Raw genomic sequence first — 15610 nt, 5'->3', positions numbered from 1 at the left:
TACAATCAGGCACAGTTCGAAGAGAACTGTGTCTATGTATGGAAATAGAAGTCTTTAGTTGGAACATTAGAAACTCCATACTGTCTGGCCCTTTACTATTTCCGGACAGAAATTTTGATTTTTTAGTCGGATGTACAGGGGAAATGGTATGAAAATACGAGTTGATCACAATAGGGCATTTAAAAGCTTTGGGAGTAAAGGATATTGTACCATTTCTTGATTTTTACCGTAATATGGGTTTCGAACCTTTAATAAGAGGGCCAGAAGATGATCCGGCCATTGTTTCCTTTAAAAACGAAAAATCAAAAATTGAGTCATATCCGCTTGCATTGCTGGCCAAGGATATCAACGGAGAACATCCGCCGAAGTTGGACGAAGGTTATTCGGGAATCATTCTTGCTTATACGCTAAATCAGAAGAAGAAGTGAATGAAGTTTTTCAGAATGCAAATCGTGCAGGTGCCGAAATAGCCAAAGACCCCCGGTCGTTGGTTTGGGGCGGATATAGCGGTTATTTCAAAGATTTGGACGATTATTATTGGGAAGTCTCTTCTCGAAATAAGTTAGATAACTTCCACATTTCAGAACTATACCAAAAAAAAGGGGTTCCAATAAATCAATAGTCATATGATTGTGGAATAGCTTTAAGTCAGTAATTTTCGATAACTCTTGCCCTACTTCCATTTTTCCAACTGCTTGGGATCCAAATAATAGAACAAATTTCAATGTAACTCACTCCCATACCATTGCTTGTTCAATATTCTTGCTCGTATAAAGGAAGAAATCACATTGGTTTATTTGGGGATTTTTGATAATCTAAGTTTACCCTGAGCTGCAGCCACTGGAAGGAACAACTGTCCAGCGCCCTTTTTATCGTAAAGTTATAAGTAATATTATTATTTGCAAAGCCATTGACTAAAATAGAACTTTAAAACAAATATAGAAATAATGAAAGATTCGGCTATATAAGGGAGAGTGCACCTATGGGAGAACAAACAATAGTAAAAGAATTACCGGAATTGAAACTGGTCGGTTTTCGAGTCTTATGTTCTGGAGAGCAATATATCGAAGAAATACCGAAGGCTTCAATCCTTTTGAAAAAACGGCAAGAGGAGATCAAGCATATCGCAACCCCTTCCATTCAGGTCGGGGCGTTTGTTCCAGGTGACTGTCAGGCGGACCAGGACGGCTACTGGGTTTGCATGGAAGTTAGGGAGTTTGAAAGTGTTCCGGAAGACATGGTGACACTCGTCATCCCTTCCCAAAAATATGCTGTCATAAGCTATAAGGGACCAAACACCGGTATATTGGATGCTTACGAAGTTTTGCATAACCGGATCTCAAAGAGTGGTTATAAGCGTCTTTTGGATAAGTGGCATCTGGAAAAGTTTCATCTGACAGGCAGCCGACGGACTATTGAAGAAATAAAAGAAGTCGATGCGGAGCTGCTGGATACCGTTGAATAAGAAAGATTGGCCGGGCAGCTGTCAAGGAGGGGTAAAATGAAAATCGAATTCAACCAACCGATTCAAACCGAAGAAGAGCTCCGGGCAATAATTGGGACTCCCAGTGACTTGGCCAGGAATAAAGTTATACGATACATAGACCACCATTGTTCGAATTTCATTTCGAGATCGCCATTTTTAGTCGTTTCCACTGCTGATGATTCGGGATATTGTGATGTTTCACCAAGGGGCGATATGCAGGGATTTGTTCATGTGCTGAATGAAAAGCAGCTGATCATACCGGAACGGCCAGGTAACAAACGGATAGACTCGCTGCGGAATATTTTAAAAAACCCGAGGGTGGGCCTCTTATTTTTAATTCCGGGCCTCGGCGAAACGCTGCGGGTCAACGGGACGGCGAAGTTGGTAAAAGATGATGAACTTCTGGAGAAGATGGCGGCAAGAGGCCGCAAGCCTCTAGTGGGCATTGGTGTGGAGGTCGAGGAATGTTTCATTCATTGTGCAAAGGCAATTAAGCGTTCGAAGCTGTGGGAACCTGGGTCCTGGGCAGATGAAACGGCACTGCCGTCAGCCGCTCAAATTCTGTTTGACCATGCGAACCTTCCTGATACAAGTGCTGATTCCATTCAGGAAAGACTTGAAGAAGGTTATGCGAAACGGCTTTACTGAGGCACTGCCGGTTTTATAACACGGTTTTTATATGTATTATCCCCCTGCAGCTAACGATTCCTGCAAATAAAATGGTAAAGTAGAAGTATCAAAAAAGCAGAGGTGTTCGAAATGAAGAAAATCAACTTAGGAAACAGCGGTCTTGAAGCAAGTGAAATCTCCCTCGGCTGTATGCGGATGAACAGCCTTTCCAAACAAGAAGCTTCATATGTAATCGAAAACGCAATGGATGCCGGCATTGATTTGTTTGATCACGCGGATATTTATGGCGGGGGGGAATCGGAGGCGGTTTTTGCGGATGCAATTGAGATGAATCCGTCGGTTCGGGAAAAAATGCTTATTCAGACGAAGTGCGGCATCCGGAAAGGCTTCTTTGATTTTTCGAAGGAGCATATTCTTGAATCGGTCGAGGGCAGCCTGCAGCGCTTAAAAACGGACTATATCGACATTTTGCTGCTGCACCGTCCGGATACGCTGATGGAGCCTGAAGAAGTGGCGGAAGCGTTCAGCCGCCTGAAAGAAAGCGGAAAAGTGCGTTATTTTGGCGTCAGCAACCAGAATCCGATGCAAATCGAGCTGCTGAAAAAGGTTGTGAAAGAAGATTTGATTATCAATCAGCTGCAGTTCAGCCTGATGCATACGCCAATGATTGATGAAGGGTTAAATGTGAATATGCATAACGATCCTGCCATTGTACGGGCAGGCGGTGTACTGGAGTACAGCCGCCTGAATGACATGACGATCCAGGCCTGGTCCCCGTTCCAGTACGGCATGATCGAAGGAACATTTATGGGAAATAAATATTATCCTGAAATCAATGACAAGATGCAGGAAATGGCCGAGAAAAAAGGTGTGACAGATTCCGCTATCGCTATTGCCTGGATTTTGCGCCATCCAGCGAAGATCCAGCCGGTCGTCGGCACGATGAATCCGCAGCGCCTGAAAGATATCGCAAAAGCTTCCGATGTCGAATTGACAAGGGAAGAATGGTACGAGCTTTACCGTGCTGCCGGAAATGACCTTCCGTAAGATTCACTTTAAAAATTTCATAGTAAGTAAAAGGCGTAATTCTTTTTGGGAATTACGCCTTTTTTAGCAGGAATTGTAAATAAAATAGAAGAAATGTAAGGAGTGCTGTTTTTTCTATTAACCAGGTGGTAAAACAGTAAACGATTCAGGGGTGGCCAAACGTATACACAGCCAGACATTCCCCATAAAACAGAGGGAGGCAAAATCAGTGTTAAACAAGGTTTGTGTACTAACAGTGAATGTGAATGACATGAAGAAAGCACTTAAGTTTTACACGGAGGTTCTTGATTTTGCGGTTTCAAAGCGCTATGGCGATAAGATTATCAGCCTGGTACATAATGAATTGCCGATTGTATTGGAGGAAAAGGGTCCAGAAAGCACAGGGCGGAGGCAAAGTGTGCTGCCCGGGATTTTATCCGCGGATATTGACAGAGACTTTGAGCTATTGAAGTCAAAAGGTGCCGTGATTATTTTTGATGAGCCCAAACCCTGTCCGCCCGGCCGGTATTTTGTCATAGAAGACCCGTCAGGAAACCAGATTGAAGTTGTGGAGTTTTCTGACTAGAAGGCATTTGGGATGGTGTGAAAAGTGAATGGCATGATCAGGATAAGTATTTTAATAGGTACAGCAGGAGTATTTTTATTATTGTTCAGTGTCAACCTTGGGGCGGTTATGGCAGATAACTGGGTGATGAATCATGGAGGGGTTGATCCAGCCGTCTTCCAGACTGTACTTCAAGGGTATATTAATGCGTTTTTAATTATGGGAAGCATACTGTCAGCCTTTGGTCTTTTGGCCGCTGCGTATGAATACGTCAGATTGCAGGCAGAAGGCCGTGTGAGGGATGGAAAATAATCAATTGTAAAAGGAACATGCAGAGAATGATGCTGTCTGCATGTTCTTTTCAATCTCTATTTCCTCGCAACCGCAATTCCGAGCGGGTAATCCGCTCCTTCGCGTCCGGGAACAGGCTCAATCAATACACTTTTCTGGTAAAAGAACTCAACTGAGCTGAATGCCTTGAAGAGGCCGGAAAATTCTTCTTCGGTAAATTGATGGCAATGGAAAGGCTCACCGCACGGCTTTCCTTTTCCCTCTCCAAAAGGGGTAGATAAAATCAATATTCCCTTATCATTCAGTAGGCTGTACATATTTTCCATAAAAAGCTTATCATCCTCAACATGCTCGATTGTTTCGAAAGAGAGAATCGTATCAAAAGTGCCAAGCTTTTTTCGGAGGCTGTTGTCAAGGACATCCGCTTCAACGAAATTCGTCAACGGATGATAGTACCTGCCCCGCGCATATTCGACTGCCTCGGCAGAATTATCGGCTCCGACCACTTCGCTGACCTGGCCTTTGCATACTTTTGCAATAAGTTGTGTCCCGTAGCCTGAACCAGAGGCAATATCGAGAACTCTCCCGTACGCGTAAGAAATCGAAAATTGATACCTCGCAATATGCTCTAATAAAAGATTGTTCATTGGATCCATTAAGTCAGGAATGACTCGCTCACCGGTACATTTCAAAATTGTTTCACCGCTTTAATCATATTTTAGCAACAGAAAAGCAAGTTTTTGCTGTATAAGGGTATGGGGATAGTATAAACCAAATTTTAAGGAAGTTGTACAGCTGCACTTCTTTAAACAGGAAAGCTGATGCATCTGATTCATGTAAAATTAGTGATATAATGGTAAATGTATCTATAAATATACATACTCCGTAAAAACAGCTGCTTTAGATGGTGCCATCTGCTTTTTGTTTTTCCGCATATGTTTCAGCCTGGCTTCATCGTCTCTTCCTAGCCGGACTGTTGCAGGATCTAATGCCGCATTCGTTTGAACTATTTTTTGATATTTTAATAGGCAAGTGCTCCATTTAAACGTACATCTACATCATAACAAGGGGGATCTTCAGCGTGACAGACCAGTCTATCCAGGAGCAGCTTAAACAGAATGTTCCGCAGCACCAGAAGCTCACAAAGGGGAGAATCGCAAAGCGGACGTTCTTTATTATATTGGGTGCGATTTTAATGGCGGTCGGGATTGAAGTGTTCCTCGTCCCGAATTTGATCATGGATGGCGGTATCGTCGGCATATCCATCATTCTTTCACATTTAACAGGAGTCAGGCTTGGACTGTTCCTGTTCCTTTTAAATATTCCTTTTTTCTTTGTCGGGTACAAACAAATCGGTAAAACGTTTGCCATCTCCACTGTGGGTGGCATTACAGTTTTATCGCTATCAACCTACTACTTGCACCATGTGCCGGCATTCACGGAAGATATTCTCCTGGCGACTGTTTTCGGGGGAGTTGTCCTCGGAGCCGGTGTCGGGCTGGTGATCCGCTTCGGCGGTTCCCTTGACGGAACGGAGATTTTAGCGATTTTGCTGGATAAAAAATTTCCATTTTCCGTCGGTGAATTCATCATGTTCTTCAACGTCTTTATTTTTGGCTGGGGCGGTTTCGTCTTTGGATGGGATCGGGCCATGTACTCTGTCCTGGCATATGCGATTACCTTTCAAGTAATCGATGTTGTCATCGAAGGGTTCCAGTCGAAATCTGTCTGGATCATAAGTGAGTACCCTGATGAAATCGGGGAAGCCGTGATGGCCCGTTTAGGCCGCGGAGTTACGTATTTGAAAGGCGAAGGCGCCTATACCGGCGATGACAAAAAAGTCGTATTTTGCGTCATTTCCCGCCTTGAAGAAGCCAAGCTGAAAAGTATTGTGGAAGAAATTGACACATCCGCTTTTTTGGCTGTCGCTGATATTGCCGAAGTGCAGGGCGGGCGATTCAAGAAAAAGGCGATTCATTAATAAAGGTATGCTGTTCTTTGTCCGTCATCCCGAAGAAAGCTTTTCCTGTAATGGGAAAGGCTTTTTTGGTGGTTTGTGATATAGGTATTAGCGGCGTCTATCGAAAGTGATTTACGGTGTTTTCTTCGAAGTTGCTATTTCCAGGTAATGCAGCCATACAGCAAGATACGGATACGGTAAGGTTTGCTGCAGCGTATCTGGAAAGGGAATTGATTCTGAGGCTTGTCCTTAAAGCAAGGCTAAAAACACTTTAATGCTTAACATAGCTATTTCGTTTTCCAATTGCAGCAATGATCGATCCGAATGCCTGGATCCAACTCCCAGCTGTTAAGATGTTTTTCCCTTCGCCCACTCTGCGATTGGTCTTGCCGCCTAAGGACTGCATGGAGTTTCCGATGGATTGAAGCAGATTTCCGTAAAGCCTGAAATGAACTTCGGCAGTCGGTATCGGCGAATACAACTCCGCTTCCCAGGGCCTGAAGCAAATCTCCTTTTATGATTATATCGATCCCTCTTTCCCCTTCTTCGTCCACGAGAATGCCTGTGAAGGCGGTTGAGTTCCCGGTTGCCTGTACGATATTTCCGCCTTTAGAAAGCGTTGTTCCAATTGCCTGGACAATTGAACCGAAGAGGTCCATTAATTCGTTATTTTCCGTTCGCTTCACCTGCCTTTTCTCTCCTCATTTATTTTATACAGTCCTCTGGCATCGCGTGTGGGGATTTCGAGGTATGAAAGTCGTTGTTTGTTTCCTTGCCCGTTTTAACATCCTTTATTTCAGCTGAATAGGATAAATGTTGAAGTGGGCTAACGCCACGAGAAGAAGGACAGTCAGCTGAATTGACGAAAAAGTTTTCCGTGGTGTAAAATGTTTCATTAAGGAAACTTTTTTATGGTGATGCATATTATGTGTAGAGAAACGACATACGTTTACCTATATATTCGGCCCTCTTTGGAGGACAGAAAAAATGTTTAAACTGGAGGAGTAGAAGATGGCTGAAAATCTGTTATTAGCTTTTGGATTAACCTTAATGGCCGGCCTTGCAACAGGTATCGGGAGTGTGCTAGCCTTTTTCACTTCCGAAACGAACACGAAATTTTTATCACTGGCCCTGGGATTTTCAGCAGGTGTCATGATTTATGTTTCCATGGTCGAGATTTTCGTGAAGGCGAAGGACGCTCTTATCTCAGCAATGGGAGTTGAAATGGGGAATTGGGTAACTGTCGGCGGATTCTTCGGAGGTATGCTTTTAATCGCGTTAATCGATAAGTTCATTCCAAAACAATCGAATCCCCATGAATTGAAGAAAGTGGAAGACATGAAACGGCCGGGACAACATGTTAAAGATCCCGCACTGTTGAAAATGGGAACATTTACAGCCCTGGCAATCGCTATCCACAATTTCCCGGAAGGCATCGCAACGTTCACTTCAGCATTGCAGGACCCGGGCCTTGGCATAGCCATCGCCGCAGCGATTGCCATCCACAATATTCCGGAAGGCATTGCCGTATCCGTTCCTGTGTACTTCGCTACCGGCGATAAGAAGAAAGCCTTCACCCTTTCATTTCTGTCCGGCTTATCTGAACCAGTCGGTGCGCTGGTCGCATACTTGATTCTGATGCCATTTCTGAACGACATCATGTTCGGCGTCATCTTCGCCGCTGTTGCCGGAATCATGGTGTTCATCTCACTCGACGAACTCCTGCCGGCAGCGAAAAAATACGACGAGGCCCATACATCCATCTACGGACTGATTGCCGGAATGGCTGTGATGGCGTTGAGTTTGCTATTGTTTATTTGAGTGGAGGAGCCGCTTCCCGGATTTGTGGGGGGCGGTTTTTTGATGGAAAAAAGATAAATGACAGCACAATTTATTTTCGAAAAGAATTTTCTCACCAAAACAACAAACACTACAAACACAACTACAAAGGAGGTCACTCAAAATGAAAAAACCGAAAAAACCTGCCTCTCAGCGTGCGGAGAAAGTTGCGGAAAAGACGTATGAGCCAGCGGATTACAAAAGCAGTGAAGAAACAGAGCGGGGACTTGCTGTCACTCATGAACAGGTGTCGGATACGCTTGTGGAAGGTTCGACGGACGGAAAAATCGATGTTGTGGATGAAAACGGCGAGTTGATTTCACATGACGGGGATGATCTTGGCTGATGGGCAGGAGGAATAAAATTTTAGTGCCGGAAGCCCGGAAAGATCTTGATTTGCTGAAGGCGAAAGTCAGCCGGTCGTCATCTTCTGAAGAGGCAAAGTATGAAGTCGCCAGGGAGCAGGGGATTCCGCTCAACCGTGGGTATAATGGCAATATCAAAGCGAAGGATGCCGGCCGGATCGGCGGGGGAATCGGCGGCGGGATGGTCCGTGAAATGGTTAAAAAGGCGGAAGAACAACTGAAAAAAAGGCAGTGAAGCGGAGGGACATACGACAGTATGTCTCTTTGTTTTGGGAGGGAATGCGAATGCTGTCGAAAAATATTCATCGAAGCCTTTCTGTCATTACCTGTATAATATAGGCATAAAACCCTAAATTTTCAGGTGGGATGGTTAGCTTATGTATGAGAATGTCGAAATTTCCAGTGGCCTTGTAGGAAAAGAGTTGGGGGAAGATATTTTTCTGGAGAACGGTTCTTTATTGCTCGGCAGGGGAGTAGAGCTGACTCAGACCCATATTGAACTGCTGAAACAGAGAGCAGGCAGGCAAATGATTAAAGCGGGAACCAGGAAGCAGCTTGCTTCAGAAAAGCTCAGCCGGATGTACCAGCAAAGCCTGGATGATATAAAACGCCAGTTTCAAAGGCTTTCGGAAGGGGAAATTCCTCCGATCCACGAAGTGAAGGACAGCTATATGCCATTGATCGAGCAGCTGTTGAAAACAGAGCATACGCAGCCTCTTTTTTCACTGATCGAGCAATCGGACAATTATACATATAAGCATTCGCTGAACGTAGGCATTATCGCCTCGATCATCGGAAAGATTTTACAGCTCCCTGTTTATTCGCTTGCGCTTCTTGTGGAAATGGGTATTCACCATGATCTTGGAAAGCTTGCTCTTGGCGGTATCGTCGGCAAGGAAGGCACACTTTCACAAACAGAATGGAAGCAGATGAAGATGCATACGATTGAAGGGTTTAACCTGCTTCAAAAGATGGGGGAAAAGCGGGAGGACGTGCTGTATAGTGCCCTTTTGCATCATGAGCGGCTCGACGGCAGCGGATATCCTGCCGGAGTGAGAGGGGATAAAATCCCTTATCTCGTCCAGATTGTCTCGGTTGCTGACACTTATGATGCTATTACGACAGAACGGCATTATCAGCGGAAAGGCTCTCCGGTTAAGGCCATACAGGAAATGATGGCGGATACGTATGAAGGAAGATTGAATCCCGCAATAACTGTGCCGTTTGCCCGCTATCTCATGCGTCAGTATTTGAGAAAAAGTGTGAATCTGACGAATGGAAGCAGGGGAGAGGTTATTTTCATTAACTATAATGAGCCGCATCAGCCGCTTGTTTTGCTGGAGAATGGCTCTGTCATTGATTTAAGAAAAAATAATCACATCACAATATTGGCTGACGATAACCAGCATCTGCAGACTTCTTGATGTGATGTCCGGCATAAAATAAATATGTCTGTGTTTTTTATAAGGGCTTGCATCCAACGGGTCTTTTTCAGTTTGGCCGCGGATGATACTAACACAAGGTTATCAATTTGATTCAACCGGGAAAAAGTTTGACAGGACAGGAACTTTGGTCCTAATATATGAATATATAATCATATATTGAAATAAAGGAGAGGTATGATGGGACATTCACACAATCACGCTCACGATCATTCCCATAATGCTAATAAAAAAGCGCTGCTATTCAGTTTTGTGATCATAACAGGATTTATGATTGTGGAAGTGATTGGCGGAATTTTGACCAACAGCCTTGCCCTCCTATCAGATGCAGGGCACATGCTGAGTGATGCCGCTGCACTAGGGTTGAGCCTGGTTGCTTTCAAAATTGGGGAAAGAGGAGCGAGTGCTGCCAAAACCTACGGCTATAAACGATTCGAAATACTGGCTGCATTTCTGAACGGCATGACATTACTGATTATTTCCATTTATATTTTCTGGGAAGCCTTTCATAGGTTTACGGAACCTCCGGAAGTGAGTTCAGGCATGCTGATCATTGGTGCGATTGGGCTTGCGGTCAACCTCCTTGTCGCATGGGTGCTGATGAAGGGGGATACCAGTGAAAACTTGAATATGCGCAGTGCGTTTTTGCATGTGCTCGGCGATCTTCTCGGATCTGTAGGTGCGGTGGCAGCCGGCTTGCTTATTCTGTTTTTCAACTGGAATATTGCCGATCCGATTGCAAGTGTCCTCGTTGCGGGTCTAATTCTAGTCAGCGGCTGGCGTGTTACCAGGGATTCATTTCATGTGCTGATGGAAGGCAACCCACCGCATGTCGATTATAAAGAAGTGAGGCAAAAACTTCTTAATATTACCGGGGTGAGTGAAGTCCATGATTTGCATATCTGGTCTATCACATCAGATTTCCACCCATTTACAGGCCATTTGATCGTTGAACGAGATGCAGATCGAGATAGAATTCTCAAAGAGGCTGAAGAACTGCTTGCCGCTGATTACCATATCAACCACACAACTATCCAGGTGGAAGGAAAAGATATCGGCAGCATGCATGAAGAAGACTGCTGCAATTGACAGACGAAAACAAAGAGAGAAGAAAGGAGGTTGCAAGTATGGAAAATGTGGACCTTCCGACTGAACTGTCGGAAGAAATCGTAAGTGAGGTCTCACAAATATTCAAAGCGCTTGGAGATCCAACCAGGCTGAAAATTTTGTACCTGCTGGCACAGCAGGAGGTTTCTGTGAATGAGATTTCAGAAAGGCTTGACCTGAAACAATCGACCGTTTCCCATCAGCTCAGGCTTTTAAAAAGTCTGCGGCTCGTGAAATACAGACGGGCGGGCACAACCCTTTATTATTCCTGTGACGACAGCCATGTCATGAATACCCTCATCGAAACGATTGAACATACGCTTCATCACTGAAGTGCTGCAATAAAAAGCGGCCGGCTCCTGTGCCGTGCCGCTTGTTTTAATTGCTGCGGCGACTCTTCCATTTTCCTTCTTCGTTGTTATCGTCATTTACTTTTGAACCCGGTTCGACATGAAGATTGACTTCATCTTCATCGAAGATATCTATGTCTTTTACTTCAACCGGGTCGTTTCCATAGGATCCTTCCTTCCTTCCCCTTGATCAGCACCTTAACCGATTGCTTGTTAATCCGCAGATTCATCTTCATTCATTTTTTCTTATTTACATGCCTCCCCTTTGTTCTGGTTCTCTACTTGTCCTTTTTCCAAAAATGCTTTAGTAAACAATAATTTTTGTTGGATTGAACCAATTATATTAAGAATATTCTACTGAGCCATTTTATTGGTAACTGACGGTTAATCATTTTTTTTGTCATTTTCATCATGAAGTTTTTCATTCGGCCTATCTTCATCTTTTTCCGCATCGTTAAGCGGTTCACCATCGGGTACATCTATATCATCGGAGCAGCCTGTTAAAGCAAGACCAAAACTAAGGGGTATAATAACCAGGTATTTTTTCAAACTCATGCTGTCCTCTCCCTTTAATGAGTCTTTTGTTTCATATTCCCTGTACTATTTTAATAAAACATTTTGGGTATATCTGTTAAAAGCGGCTGTAATACCCTTTCCAACGGAAGACTAATCCGATTAAAACCATGTAATAACCAACAGCATGCTTTTGCGTTGATATTCTAATTAAGGTAATGGCGAAGATGATTTCAGGGATAAATAATTACGGAAGTTTAGCGGTCCTCTGTTCAGTCTATAGAAATATGATAGGCAGAAAAATTCGGAAAGGGTGAACATGGATGCTGGATGCGATGTTGAAGAAGATGCTTGAGCATACGAGTGATGAAGTCATTGAAAAGATGACGACCGACAATTATCATGAGAGCCTGCTTGAATTATGGACAACTTCACAGAAGCTTGGAATTGCCCCTATGCTGGAAGCGACAATAAGGGCAAACAGCGGGAAATCGATTCACCGTCCGCTTGGAAGCCCGATCAATCATTCACATTGGGACTATCTTTATATGAATTCTGTGCAGCTGCATCAGATGCCGACAACTGAAGACGTTGAAATTGATACAACGGTTACAATTGGCCCGAGGGCGAAGCGGCCGCTGAAGCTGAAGACTCCGATTATGATCACGGCAATGAGCTATGGAGGTTCCTTGAGCCCGCAGGCAAAGGTGGCACTGGCGAAAGGTGCATCCCTTGCCGGTACAGCATCAAATACGGGTGAGTCTGCGCTTCCTGATGAGGAAAGACAGGCGGCAGATTACCTCATCGGCCAGGTAAGCCGGAACAGGTTGATGACGGAAGAGGATCTTTCCCAATTGGATGCGATTGAATTGCGCTTTGGCCAGGGAGCCCACGGCGGAAATGTGCCGGAAAAGATGAAATCGGCATCAATCGATGAAAACCTCAGGGAAACATGGCGCCTTGAAGAAGGAGAGGATATGCAGTATCACTCCCGTCTGGAAGGTGTGAACAGCGCTGATGACGCGGTGGAATTCATCAACAGGCACAAGGAGAACTACGATGTGCCTGTGGGTGTGAAAATCGCTGCCACACATAACATCGAAAAGGAACTGGAGGTCATAACCAGGACAGAAGCGGATTTCATCGTAATCGACGGAGCTGAAGGAGGAACTGGCCACGCCTCGTCGATGCTGCAGGATACGATCGGAATACCGACGATTTACGGGATAAGCAGGGCCGTCCATTATCTTGAGAAACAGGGATTGCGGGATAAGTATCAAATTATTGCGGCAGGCGGCATGAAAGGGCCGGCCGTTTTCTCGAAAGCGCTTGCCCTCGGTGCTGATGCCGTATATATCGGCTCGATCGCACTCATGGCCATGGCAAAAACACAGGTAGAAAAACCGCTGCCGTTTTACAATCCTCCGCAGTTGGTCATTAGCGGCGGTAAGATGGCAGATGAACTTGATATCGACCAGAGTGCCTTGAATTTATCGAAATTCCTGAAATCATGTCTGGAGGATATGAAAAAACCGGTATATGCCCTTGGTAGAACCAGGCTTTCTGAGATAACGAGGGAAGACCTTGTATCGGTTGATCCGGAGTTAGCGAGAGTGCTAGGTGTCGGATATGTCGGAGAACCGAATGTTTAAATATACGAAGTGGAAAGACCATGCTCAATCGGGCATGGTCTTCTTCATTGAATTTTCACAATATTTCAAGTCGTTTACTGTTTACGACGGCATAAGGAAGGGAAGCGAGACTGTGAGTATGTCTAAAGGAGGGAAAAAGCAATGTCAACTGACCGCAAAACATGGAAACCGTATGTAAACCCGGAGGATCCGTGCCCGCCAAGGAAGGAAAAGACATATGAAACTCCGCCGCATCTGTATATGGGAGTTCAGGCCTCTGGATTGGAACAGTTTTCAATTGAGGAAGCGCTCCAAAAAGGAACGTTATGGCCAGCCCTTTACAGTGAATACACCAGCCCTTTTGAAAAAGCTGATGGAAAGGAGAAAAAGTGATGCATAAGGAGCTTTCGAAGGACTTTAAAGACAATCTGAAAAAGCTGCAGGCGATTGACTTCGCGATGATGGAACTTACCCTTTATTTAGACACACATCCAGATGATGCAGAAGCGATTAAACAATATAACGAACTGGCTGATAAGCGGAAGGATGCTAAAGTTGCCGTGGAAGAAGAATACGGCCCGCTTTCAATTTCACAAAAGAACAGTAAGGAAACGATCTGGCAGTGGAGTACAGGTCCTTGGCCGTGGCAGGTCTAAAAGGCCGTGCTGCCTACTGGCGGCCTTCAAGGCCGGCAGCAGGCAATCCGATAGGACAACTTTTTCCAGTATACAGGACTAGCATGGTGTACGGCTAAACCGGCCTGTATCGTTTTGAAGCTGTAAATCAACAACCCATTAAGGAGGCTTCTTCATGTGGACATATGAAAAAAAGCTGCAATACCCGGTTAAAGTAAGCCAGTGCAACCCGAAGCTTGCAAAATACTTAATTGAGCAGTACGGCGGTGCTGACGGCGAACTTGCGGCCGCACTTAGATACTTAAATCAGCGCTATTCGATTCCGGATAAAGTGGTAGGCCTTTTGACAGATATCGGAACAGAAGAGTTTGCACACCTTGAAATGATTGCTGCAATGGTGCAGAAGTTAACTAAGGATGCGACACCGGAGCAAATCAAAGAAGCCGGTCTCGAAGGCCACTATACGAATCACGGAATTTCCCTTTTCTACCATAATACTGGCGGCCAACCGTTTGAAGCGACATATATCCAGTCAAAAGGCGACCCGATTGCCGATCTCTATGAGGATATCGCTGCTGAAGAAAAAGCGAGGGCAACATATCAATGGCTCATCAACCTATCCGATGATCCTGACATCAACGACAGTCTGAAATTCTTGCGTGAACGGGAAATCATCCACTCCCAGCGCTTCCGCGAAGCAGTGGAAATCCTGAAAGAAGAGCGTGACAGGAAGAAAGTATTTTAACGGGGCAAGGTGCCAGGGCAAGGTGCCTGTCACTTGTCGATTGTCGACAAAAAACGACGGGTGACAGGCACCGCAAACTCTATCTCCCCCTCTGCACACCCGGCAGAGGGGGTTTTTACACATTTGAACAATGTTACTAAAATGGTCACACTTTTTACCTTAGCGGCAGTGGAAAACGTTTTATAATAGAAAATAGTAAAAAAAGGATTCGATACTTACTTTTTTATAGATGATTTCATTTTTTGGAGGGGATCAGTATTATGAAGACACCTTTACTTCAAAGACTCACTCCTGCTGACCGTGAATTGATTATTGCAAACTCAACACTTGTTCCGATCAAAAAAGGATCATTTGTTTTTATGGAAGGCGATAAAGCAGAGAAAATCTTTTTTATAAAAGAAGGAACGTTCCGCGTCCATAAACAAATTGATGACGGTAAAGAGGTCACCGTGTTTCTGAGAGGAGCTGATGACGGATTTGGAGAAATCGGTCCTTTCAGCGGTCCTACTTATTCATGTTCGGCCCATGCGGAAACGAATGGGGAGCTTTATTGCATCGATGAAGATAAAATTGAGAGTATCCTGGCAAATAACGGAGCCATTACTCTTGAATTTCTGCGCTGGGCTGCTGAGAGTCTGGAAACCAGCGGTTCCAAGCTTAAGGATTATATGATGCATCAGACCCGCGGAGCCGTGGCGTCCGTCCTGATCCGCCTCACAAATATGTATGGCAAAGAAATTGAAGACGGCAGCATCGTCATTGATGAACCGATCACAAACTATGACATTGCCTCCCATATCGGCAGCAGCCGCGAAACGGTCAACCGCTTCATTAACGGGTGGCGCCAGGAAGGCATCCTCGAGGTGGACCGCAAGATCATCACCATTAAAGACATGGACTATTTCCGCGACATGCTGAAATGCGATAAGTGCGGTGTCCAAAACTGCGTCATCTAGGAAACTGGGTGATGCTTTTTTATTATCAGGCTGCCATAAAAATTATTTTATTAGAGTACGTCGTAAAAA

Annotated in this window: 21 protein-coding genes and 3 pseudogenes; 19 read left to right on the top strand and 5 right to left on the bottom strand. The window is 44.7% G+C overall.

The genetic code is table 11. The features are described 5' to 3' along the window. Nucleotides 1-188: 188 nt before the first annotated feature. Both A4U59_RS21955 and A4U59_RS22465 read left to right on the top strand, forming a co-directional pair. Complete coding sequence (locus A4U59_RS21955; protein ID WP_211274891.1) at nucleotides 189-428, top strand: VOC family protein; 240 nt, start codon at nucleotides 189-191, stop codon at nucleotides 426-428. Next, a pseudogene (locus A4U59_RS22465) lies at nucleotides 425-487 on the top strand (hypothetical protein); the annotation flags it as partial. The gene A4U59_RS21955 and the pseudogene A4U59_RS22465, both read left to right, overlap by 4 nt. Nucleotides 488-546: 59 nt before the next feature. Here A4U59_RS22465 and A4U59_RS22150 read toward each other — a convergent pair. Further along, nucleotides 547-725, bottom strand: a pseudogene (locus A4U59_RS22150) (shikimate kinase); the annotation flags it as partial. Between the two features lie 257 nt (nucleotides 726-982). Here A4U59_RS22150 and A4U59_RS01610 point away from each other — a divergent pair. From A4U59_RS01610 to A4U59_RS01590, 5 genes are all read left to right on the top strand, one after another. Beyond that, the gene (locus tag A4U59_RS01610; RefSeq protein WP_070119547.1) at nucleotides 983-1465 is read left to right on the top strand and encodes a GyrI-like domain-containing protein; all 483 of its coding nucleotides are present in this window, start codon (nucleotides 983-985) and stop codon (nucleotides 1463-1465) included. Nucleotides 1466-1501: 36 nt separating this feature from the next. Continuing rightward, a complete protein-coding gene (locus tag A4U59_RS01605) occupies nucleotides 1502-2134 on the top strand; it encodes a pyridoxamine 5'-phosphate oxidase family protein (RefSeq protein WP_070119546.1) in 633 nt (210 codons plus the stop codon). Nucleotides 2135-2245: 111 nt separating this feature from the next. Further along, nucleotides 2246-3163, top strand: a complete 918-nt coding sequence (locus tag A4U59_RS01600) for an aldo/keto reductase (RefSeq protein WP_070119545.1) — start codon at nucleotides 2246-2248, stop codon at nucleotides 3161-3163. Nucleotides 3164-3371: 208 nt separating this feature from the next. Further along, on the top strand, nucleotides 3372-3728 hold the full coding sequence (locus tag A4U59_RS01595; RefSeq protein WP_083270595.1) for a VOC family protein: 357 nt from the start codon (nucleotides 3372-3374) through the stop codon (nucleotides 3726-3728). A 33-nt stretch (nucleotides 3729-3761) separates the two neighbouring features. Next, nucleotides 3762-4019 carry a hypothetical protein gene (locus A4U59_RS01590; protein WP_169823890.1) on the top strand — a complete coding sequence of 86 codons (258 nt, stop codon included), beginning with the start codon at nucleotides 3762-3764 and terminating at the stop codon, nucleotides 4017-4019. A 56-nt stretch (nucleotides 4020-4075) separates the two neighbouring features. Here the strand turns inward: A4U59_RS01590 and A4U59_RS01585 are convergent, their stop codons facing one another. Further along, nucleotides 4076-4654 (bottom strand): class I SAM-dependent methyltransferase, encoded by a 579-nt coding sequence (locus tag A4U59_RS01585; protein WP_070119567.1) that lies wholly within the window; start codon nucleotides 4652-4654, stop codon nucleotides 4076-4078. A 425-nt stretch (nucleotides 4655-5079) separates the two neighbouring features. On the opposite strand from A4U59_RS01585, the gene A4U59_RS01580 reads away from it, so the two are divergent. Beyond that, nucleotides 5080-5979 carry a YitT family protein gene (locus A4U59_RS01580; RefSeq protein WP_070119543.1) on the top strand — a complete coding sequence of 300 codons (900 nt, stop codon included), beginning with the start codon at nucleotides 5080-5082 and terminating at the stop codon, nucleotides 5977-5979. Nucleotides 5980-6229: 250 nt separating this feature from the next. Here A4U59_RS01580 and A4U59_RS22535 read toward each other — a convergent pair whose 3' ends face one another. After that, nucleotides 6230-6364: a hypothetical protein gene (locus tag A4U59_RS22535; protein WP_425388866.1), complete on the bottom strand. Its 135-nt coding sequence runs from the start codon at nucleotides 6362-6364 to the stop codon at nucleotides 6230-6232. A gap of 70 nt (nucleotides 6365-6434) precedes the next feature. Beyond that, nucleotides 6435-6617 (bottom strand): annotated as a pseudogene (locus tag A4U59_RS22530) (DUF6944 family repetitive protein); the annotation flags it as partial. A 352-nt stretch (nucleotides 6618-6969) separates the two neighbouring features. Between A4U59_RS22530 and zupT the strand changes: the two are divergent. The 6 genes from zupT to A4U59_RS01545 all read left to right on the top strand — a co-directional run bounded on the left by zupT (nucleotide 6970) and on the right by A4U59_RS01545 (nucleotide 11043). After that, nucleotides 6970-7779 (top strand): zinc transporter ZupT, encoded by an 810-nt coding sequence (gene zupT, locus A4U59_RS01570; protein ID WP_070119541.1) that lies wholly within the window; start codon nucleotides 6970-6972, stop codon nucleotides 7777-7779. Nucleotides 7780-7921: 142 nt separating this feature from the next. Continuing rightward, the gene (locus tag A4U59_RS01565) at nucleotides 7922-8143 is read left to right on the top strand and encodes a YozQ family protein (RefSeq protein WP_070119540.1); all 222 of its coding nucleotides are present in this window, start codon (nucleotides 7922-7924) and stop codon (nucleotides 8141-8143) included. Then, a complete protein-coding gene (locus A4U59_RS01560) occupies nucleotides 8143-8397 on the top strand; it encodes an alpha/beta-type small acid-soluble spore protein (protein WP_070119539.1) in 255 nt (84 codons plus the stop codon). The genes A4U59_RS01565 and A4U59_RS01560 overlap by 1 nt, the downstream gene beginning before the upstream one ends. Nucleotides 8398-8539: 142 nt before the next feature. Beyond that, nucleotides 8540-9586: an HD-GYP domain-containing protein gene (locus A4U59_RS01555; RefSeq protein WP_070119538.1), complete on the top strand. Its 1047-nt coding sequence runs from the start codon at nucleotides 8540-8542 to the stop codon at nucleotides 9584-9586. Nucleotides 9587-9784: 198 nt separating this feature from the next. Then, nucleotides 9785-10693 (top strand): cation diffusion facilitator family transporter, encoded by a 909-nt coding sequence (locus tag A4U59_RS01550; RefSeq protein WP_070119537.1) that lies wholly within the window; start codon nucleotides 9785-9787, stop codon nucleotides 10691-10693. Between the two features lie 38 nt (nucleotides 10694-10731). Continuing rightward, on the top strand, nucleotides 10732-11043 hold the full coding sequence (locus A4U59_RS01545) for an ArsR/SmtB family transcription factor (protein ID WP_070119536.1): 312 nt from the start codon (nucleotides 10732-10734) through the stop codon (nucleotides 11041-11043). A gap of 402 nt (nucleotides 11044-11445) precedes the next feature. On the opposite strand, the gene A4U59_RS21205 is transcribed toward A4U59_RS01545, so the two are convergent. Continuing rightward, entirely contained in the window at nucleotides 11446-11616 is a 171-nt protein-coding gene (locus A4U59_RS21205; protein WP_157888111.1) for a hypothetical protein, read from the bottom strand. A gap of 281 nt (nucleotides 11617-11897) precedes the next feature. On the opposite strand from A4U59_RS21205, the gene A4U59_RS01540 reads away from it, so the two are divergent. From A4U59_RS01540 to A4U59_RS01520, 5 genes are all read left to right on the top strand, one after another. Continuing rightward, on the top strand, nucleotides 11898-13226 hold the full coding sequence (locus tag A4U59_RS01540) for an FMN-binding glutamate synthase family protein (RefSeq protein WP_070119535.1): 1329 nt from the start codon (nucleotides 11898-11900) through the stop codon (nucleotides 13224-13226). A gap of 141 nt (nucleotides 13227-13367) precedes the next feature. Beyond that, nucleotides 13368-13598, top strand: a complete 231-nt coding sequence (locus A4U59_RS01535; RefSeq protein ID WP_070119534.1) for a spore coat associated protein CotJA — start codon at nucleotides 13368-13370, stop codon at nucleotides 13596-13598. Beyond that, complete coding sequence (locus tag A4U59_RS01530) at nucleotides 13598-13861, top strand: spore coat protein CotJB (protein WP_070119533.1); 264 nt, start codon at nucleotides 13598-13600, stop codon at nucleotides 13859-13861. Before A4U59_RS01535 ends, A4U59_RS01530 begins: the two co-directional genes overlap by 1 nt. A 154-nt stretch (nucleotides 13862-14015) precedes the next feature. Further along, nucleotides 14016-14585: a manganese catalase family protein gene (locus A4U59_RS01525; protein ID WP_070119532.1), complete on the top strand. Its 570-nt coding sequence runs from the start codon at nucleotides 14016-14018 to the stop codon at nucleotides 14583-14585. Between the two features lie 260 nt (nucleotides 14586-14845). Further along, a complete protein-coding gene (locus A4U59_RS01520; RefSeq protein WP_070119531.1) occupies nucleotides 14846-15541 on the top strand; it encodes a Crp/Fnr family transcriptional regulator in 696 nt (231 codons plus the stop codon). The last annotated feature ends 69 nt before the right edge of the window (nucleotides 15542-15610 follow it).

Origin of the sequence: Bacillus marinisedimentorum, from assembly GCF_001644195.2 — a bacterium.
GTDB classification, from domain to species: Bacteria; Bacillota; Bacilli; order Bacillales; family Bacillaceae_O; genus Bacillus_BL; species Bacillus_BL marinisedimentorum.
This window is presented reverse-complemented; position numbering and strand designations above follow the sequence as displayed.